Source organism: Sphaerisporangium corydalis, assembly GCF_025506355.1.
In the GTDB taxonomy this organism is placed as follows: domain Bacteria; phylum Actinomycetota; class Actinomycetes; order Streptosporangiales; family Streptosporangiaceae; genus Sphaerisporangium; species Sphaerisporangium corydalis.
In genome coordinates this window covers 1-6,856 of the sequence record NZ_JANZYP010000127.1, presented here as the reverse complement: position 1 = coordinate 6,856, position 6,856 = coordinate 1, and the positions used below count along the sequence as shown (strand labels likewise).

The window sequence follows — 6,856 nt, the reverse complement described above, 5'->3', positions numbered from 1 at the left end:
CCACTCCCACCCCTCCCACCACAACGATGTCGTTCATCAGGGCGCCGACGCGGCGAGAATAGGTACGGCGAAATCGGCGCCTCTTACGGCGAGGAACCCGACGGACGCATGGTGGAGGGCCGAGGCAGGCCGCCAGGCCGGAAACACGCCCGAGCCGAAGGCGAGGACCGTAGGACAGGACACCCGCGCCATTTCGATGTTCCAGCATCGCGGGCGCCGCCGGAATGGGGTACGGCAAAGCCGACGCGACACCCGACCGGCGAACATTGAGCACACCAGGTTCCATCCGCGGCTCACGCCAGATACGTCACACGCCCGCCGACCAACGTGGCCGTGATCGGCAACTCAGCAAGGTCCCCGACCGGCACCTCACGCGGATCGCAAGCGGTCACCATCAGATCGGCGACATCCCCGACCCGTACCCGCCCGCGCCCACCACAGGCCGAGGCCAGCGCGACCTCCAGCGGAATCGCCTGCTCAGCGTGCCACGGCGGCCGGTCGTCGTCCGTGCGCGCCACCGCGCCGGCGATACCGTTCCATGGGTCCAGCGGCGACACCGGCGCGTCCGAGCCGATCTCCAGCCGTGCTCCCGCGGCGAGCATCGAGGCGTACGCGAACGCCCGCCCTGTCCGCCCCCGCCAGTACTGATCCGCCACATCCCGGTCATCCGGCGCGTGCGCGGGCTGAACCCCGACCGTCACCCCAAGCTCCGCGAAACGTCGCATGTCCCCAGGATCCACAAGCTGAGCATGCTCGATCCGCCCCCGGCAACCGACCTCCGCGAACGCGTCCAGGGCGATGGCCGTGGCCCGGTCGCCGATGGCGTGCACCGCCGGGGAAATGCCGTGGCTCGCGGCGCGCCGCATCAAAGCGGTCAGTTCGTCCGGCGGCAGCACCAGCAACCCGTTCGCCTCCGGCCCGGTCCGCCCCGGGTACCCCTCGTGGCAGTACGCGGTCCGGGTGTTGAGCGAGCCGTCCACGAAGAGCTTGCAGGGCCCAACCCGCAGAAGCCCTCCCGACCCCGGGACCAGGTCACCGGTCCGATACCCGCGCTCAATCGTCTCGTCGAGAACGAACCGGGCAATCGTGCAGGAAACCCGCACGCTGGAGGCTCGCGACAGCAGACGTCGCGACCAGTCCGCGACGGTATCGGCGTACTCGAAATCGATGACCCCGGTCACCCCGCGCGCCGCGGCCGCATCGGCGGCCTCCAGCACCCACCGGTCCTGGACCGCGACGGATGCCGAAGGCAACGCGGCGGTGATCTCCATGCACGCGGTCTCGGTGAACACCCCGCTCGGATGATCCCGGCCGATCAGAACCAGTGCCGCGGGACTGAGCCAGCAGGTGTGCAGATCATTGCTGAACAGCGTGACGGCACGGCCGGGCAGCGCCCGCTCAAGCAGATCCTTGTGCGGACGGTCCGGCCACAGCCCATCGCTGAAATGGGCACCGAAGATCATCTCATCCGGATCGGCCGGATCGGCCGGGCCCGCCACCTCGCCGAGCCCGGCCACCAGCCGATCCACGGCCTCAACGGCGGAACCCGCTCCCGCCAGCGAGACCCTGCGCCGGGCGGCGGCCCACTGGAGCATGTGCACGTGCGCGTCCACGAGTCCCGGCAGGAGCGTGCCGCCCCTCCCCTCGACGATCCGCACCCCATCGCCGTCCCGCCCGTCAACACCCCGCCCGTCAATACCCCGCCCGTCAACATCCCGCCCGTCAACGATCGGTAAGCCGTCGCCGCTACCGCCCTGTCCACCACCGCCGCCACCCCGAGGAACGTCCAGAATGTCCCGGACCACCCCACCGGCCGGGCGGATAGACACCACTCGCCCGTCGGCCATGCCCACGTCGCACACAGGCCCGCCCGGCTCAAGATGGACATTTCGCAGCAACGTCCGCGCGCTGTCCCCGCCCGGCTCTCGGGTCATCGACGGCCCTCCACTGCCCAGGCCCGGGCAGCCGACCCCGTCATCCAGCCCGGCGCGGCGCCTCCAGGTCGTCCAACGACTCTCCTGTGGAGACCCTAGGACTTCTCTGGACGAACTGGACACCCGCCGGGCGTGTGGGGTCGATCACCATCAGCGCGGACACGTCTCGCCGGCCCGCACCGGAACACCGCCCGGCCTTAATGCCCCAGCGGAACCGGCTGACCTTGCGGAACCTGCTGCCCGTACGGCCCCTGCTGCCCGATGGGACTCTGCGGCACCTGGTGAATCTGCCGTCCGGACGGATGCTGCTGAATGGACGGGTGCTGGTGGATCGACGGACGCTGATGCCCGTACGGACGCGGATGGTTATAGGGATAGTGGTGGTGGCCATATGGGTGGTGATGATGCCCATGGGGATTATACGGCCGGTGCTGACAGTTGCGGTAGTGATGGCGACCCTGGTGGTAGTAGTAGCAGGGATGGCCATCCCCACTCAGAATCCCGGATATCGGGACGGACTCCTGATTCATCGCACTCGCATTGGACGGCAGGGCCGAGATCGCCACAAAGGCGAAAAGGCCGGACGCCACCAGTGTGCCGACGGCAAGCGCACGCTTGAACATGAAATCACTCCGTATCTCCTGGCCTACCCCGACATTCCGCCCGGGTTTATGAAGAATCGACCCGAACCATGGAGCACACCGAGTCGACACCACACCTGGAGACGCTAGCGGAAGTAACTACAAATACCTCTTCAGACACGCCAAGCCATCAGCACCGGATCACCGAACCCGCAGCCCTCCCACCCGAAATCCCTGCATTCAACCCACTCCACAAATCCCCTCAACCATCCGAATACCCCAACCACCAACCTTATTGCCGACACACAGCACACGGCCCACTAAATACCGAACCCACCGGGTCAGCCAGCCCACCGAACAGAATGAACGGCGAACCCACCGCTTTCCGCCTAACCCCCATAAACCGCTGCCGGCACATTTCAACACCAGGCGTTCCACAGCCGTAACTGACGTAAAAAAACCCGGCCATTGAACAAATGAATTTGACGGCCGGACGTCCCCTAAAGGGCGATCTGAATATAGAGGGGTCTGTGGTCGGAGAGGGCTGTAAGCGGGGCGATATCGCACCGCCACATACTGCCCTTAGGCACGAACAGATAGTCGAGCTTCTTCCGCACCCCCCCACTGCTGTGGGTCCACTGCCCATTACGACTGGTGCCGCGCTGATCGCACTCCCCGTACGCCTGATAGGCGGGCGCCATGGCCCGGCGCCCAGCGGCACTGCCGGCGCCGCTGTCAGGCGGGGTCACGTTGAGATCGCCCCCGAAAACGGTCCAGTAACCAGGCTGGGTGGCGAACGCCATCAGGTCCTTGACCTGCTTGGTCCGGTACGGCGCGCCCGGCTCCCTGTCGTCGTAGGTCTCGCCCGACGACAGATGGGTGCCGCAGGCCCGGACGCGCTTCAGGGGGATCGTGGCACAGACGACAGCCCGCTTGACGTACCAGGGCGGTGCGTCCAGCAGGAGGGTCTGGAAGGTGACCGCGTCGTCGGCGACCGCGACCGTGATGCTCTGCGCACCCCGCGAGCGGCCAAGACGATCAGGCTGACAGGCGTACGGAACGCCGGCGTTGGAGAGAATGCTCCACGACCGGATGCTCCACCTCCGACCGGTCCGCTGCTCCAACCAGCGTTCCAGCGTCCCCTCTGCTCCGGTGCAGAACTCCTCTAGGAAGATCACATCAGGCTTGATCGGCCGGTCGACGGCATACTGCCCGATACTCCGCGCCAACTGCTCGGCGTCGGCACGATAGAGGCCACAACGGGGATTCGTACCGGCGCAGACGTTCCACGTCATCACCGACAGCTCCGTGCGCGCCTCGGCGGGAGGAGTCACAACCGCCAGCACGGCAACAGCCGCCACCATCATTCGCCCTTTCATCACCGCCATACAACCAGAACCCCCCCACCCCCAGCCCAACCGGCACACCCCCCACAAAAGATCAAGGCTGTCCGGCCCCCGCCTCCTCACGTGGCGGTGAGCCAGGCACGGTGCCGATGACTGAGTTCTCGACCGGTGAGGTCGGTACGGCCGAGGTCGTGGTAGTTCGGCAGCCAACCCTCCACTTCGCCGTGGGAGCGTTGGACGGCGAACAAATCCCAAAGTTCCCGGTGTGGCACGCGCACACCGGCGGCGTCCTCGTAGGCACGAAGGAAAGCGTCGGCGACGCGCGTGCCGTGAAGCAACACCAGGTCCAGGCGGCACCAGCCGACATCGAATCCGCGGGGCGCGAACGAGGCCCCCGACCAGTCGACGACCCCCGTGAGCTCACCGTTTTCCCACAGGACATTGCCCGACCAGTAGTCGAAATGTGTGAGCACCCTCGGTTCGGCGGCAAGCTCGCCCCATCGTTTCCGCACCGGCCCATCGGCCCGGCCGACGATGCCGGGAATATCACCGATAACGTCGCGGAACCCTGTCATCCCTATAAGAGGTGCAGCGTGGATACGGGCAAGCGCGTACCCCAGCCGCGCGGCCCATGGAAGCGGATCGGCAGGCATGATGTCCGCTCGCCCTGGCAGCCGCGAGATCAAAACGGCAGGCTCGCCGAATCGTTCCCCCGCCGGATCGGCGTCGAGCAGACGTGGCGCGAGACCGCCCAGCCCATCGAGCGCGGCCAGCACGTGAGTCTCGCGACACGCCGCATCGTCCGCGACGTCGTACCGTCTCAGCACCAGCTCGCAGTCCGGGTCGGCCGTCCGGACCAGATGGGTACGGGCATGAGTACCGCCTGCGAGCGCTTGCACCTCTCGCACTGTCGCCCTGGTACCGGCTACACGCGCGGCCCACGCGAGTGCTGCTGCAGATGGCTGAATGTCGGGCATCGCGCCAGTCTGAACGGTTCGGAGTAGGTCGGCGAGACAATTCCTGCCGCAGAGTCAAGAACGGGCGGGTCTCCGTAAGACTGGAGACCCGCCCGTTTCTATGTCGTTCACCCAGGTCAGCGGCTACTTCCGCTGATCGTGATGAGGTGCCCCCTGTAGGATTCGAACCTACGCACCCGGCTCCGGAGGCCGGTGCTCTATCCCCTGAGCTAAGGGGGCTCAACGAGTGGTAAGGCTACCAGCATCTGGAGGCCTTCGGTTACCCATAAGCCGGTTCGCGATCAAGTACCCGCCAGGTCCGGGACCGATCAGGTCCGACCCTGAGCGCGAAGTCTTCCTGATCCGGTATGCCGACGTCCGCCCCTTGATCCGGCATGCCGATCCACCCCTCTGCAGCGCCACGCGTCAACGCCCACGTGTAGGCGCTACCAGTGGAGCACCTGGCTGATGTGCAGGTGGATCTTGGGGCCCCTGACCTCGGCGGCCCGCCACCAGTAGCGGCTACGTGTAGGCGCTACCGCACCAGGCTTCTGACTCTAGATCCGCCGCGGGCCGCTGGGCTCTCTGGGTACCGCTCGCGTGCTCTGCCCCCACGGCTGTGAGGGACAGAGCAGGTGGTGAGGCCCGGCCCGGGGAGTGGGCCGAGCGGCAGCCCCAGGTGCGATCAGCAGAGACTTATGGGCCGCCACCGTGGACGCAACCGACGGGTACTAGGTGTCGCGCACCTGGTCTTGGCGAGGAGCTCGGTACAGGTACTTAGTGGGGCGGGTTATTTGTTGGGGCGGATGGCGCCTCGGTAGCGCGGGCGGTAGTAGGCGGAGTGGGCGAAGTCGATCTTTTGGACTACGTCGCCGGATTTGGGGGCGTGGACCATCACGCCGTCCTTGAGGTAGATGCCTACGTGCGTGGGGTCTCCGTTGCCGCCTCCGAAGAAGACGAGGTCGCCTGCCTTGAGTTGGGAGAACGGGATCCTGTCTCCCTTGGTGAACTGGCTGCCGGTGTAGTGCGGAAGGGAGACGCCAGCCTGTCCCCAGGCGTATAGGGCCAGGCCTGAGCAGTCGAAGCCGCCACGTGTGGCTCCGCCCTTGGATCCCCCGCCCCAGACGTACGGCGTCCCGATCTTGTCGATGGCCGCGATGGCGGCGGCGGCTCCAGCGGCCGTAGGTCGCGAGCCGGCCGTAGGTCGCGAGCCGGCCGTAGGTCGCGAGCCGGCCGTAAGTCGCGAACCGGCCTTGTCGACGACGTCGTTCGCTGGACTCTTGGACGGGCGGGTGGTGCTGGCGGCGACACGGGCTCGACCGGTGGTAGGAGCTGGTGCGGTCCCTGGGCGGTTGGTGGCTCGATCGGCGGCGACAGTTCTGTCGTGGCCGGTGTGGCCAGGGTCAGCGCGTGCGTCCATGTGGTCGGCGGGGGTGGGGGCGGCCTGCGGTCGGCCTTGGTCGAGGTGTGACCGATCTTGGTGGGGGCGTGGCCGGTTCCGGTCGATGTGTGGCTGGTTCTGGCCGGGATGTGGCTGGTCGTGGTCGGGGGTTGGGTGGTTCTGGTCGGGGTGTGGACGATCTTGGTTGGGGGGTGGCTGGTTCTTGGGAGGTTGCTGGTTCTGCTTGGGGTGGTGCTGATCAAGGTTGTGGTGTTGCCGGGTCTCCACTGATTGTTGGTGGGTTGGGGGGACGCGGGCGGTGGTGATGGACGGCTGGTGGATTTTGGTCGGGGTTCTGTCGTGGTCTGTGGAGCTGGTCGCGTTGGGGGCGGGAGGCTGGGTGGGCCAGGTCCACATGCGGGCGGCTGGTGTGCCGTGGGGGTCGATCAGGTCGCGGGGTGATCCCGGTGAAGGTTCGGACGGTGCCTCGGCGGCCGGGAGTGGTGGCATAGGTGCTTCTCTGATTTGTCCTTCTGTGGTTGGAGGGTCTTCTGGAGTGGTCGCTGGTCGGTCCTTGGAGATCGCTGGTCGATTCTCGGCGGAGGATGGGCGGTCCATCGGGGAAGGAGTGTTCGGGTTGGCGGGGAGGGGGTTGGCG

Annotated in this window: 5 protein-coding genes and 1 tRNA gene; all 6 read right to left on the bottom strand. The window is 66.9% G+C overall.

The window, feature by feature from the left end; genetic code table 11:
• Nucleotides 1-293: 293 nt before the first annotated feature.
• Nucleotides 294-1,658, bottom strand: a complete 1,365-nt coding sequence (locus tag NYZ98_RS40940; protein WP_262850910.1) for an amidohydrolase — start codon at nt 1,656-1,658, stop codon at nt 294-296.
• A gap of 473 nt (nt 1,659-2,131) precedes the next feature.
• The gene (locus NYZ98_RS40935; protein ID WP_262850909.1) at nt 2,132-2,557 is read right to left on the bottom strand and encodes a hypothetical protein; all 426 of its coding nucleotides are present in this window, start codon (nt 2,555-2,557) and stop codon (nt 2,132-2,134) included.
• A gap of 458 nt (nt 2,558-3,015) precedes the next feature.
• Nucleotides 3,016-3,903 (bottom strand): endonuclease/exonuclease/phosphatase family protein, encoded by an 888-nt coding sequence (locus NYZ98_RS40930; RefSeq protein ID WP_262850908.1) that lies wholly within the window; start codon nt 3,901-3,903, stop codon nt 3,016-3,018.
• 77 nt (nt 3,904-3,980) lie between these two features.
• The gene (locus tag NYZ98_RS40925) at nt 3,981-4,760 is read right to left on the bottom strand and encodes a phosphotransferase family protein (RefSeq protein ID WP_262850907.1); all 780 of its coding nucleotides are present in this window, start codon (nt 4,758-4,760) and stop codon (nt 3,981-3,983) included.
• Between the two features lie 225 nt (nt 4,761-4,985).
• A tRNA-Arg gene (locus NYZ98_RS40920) sits at nt 4,986-5,057 on the bottom strand.
• A gap of 550 nt (nt 5,058-5,607) precedes the next feature.
• Entirely contained in the window at nt 5,608-6,237 is a 630-nt protein-coding gene (locus NYZ98_RS40915) for a C40 family peptidase (protein WP_262850906.1), read from the bottom strand.
• Between the last annotated feature and the right edge of the window lie 619 nt (nt 6,238-6,856).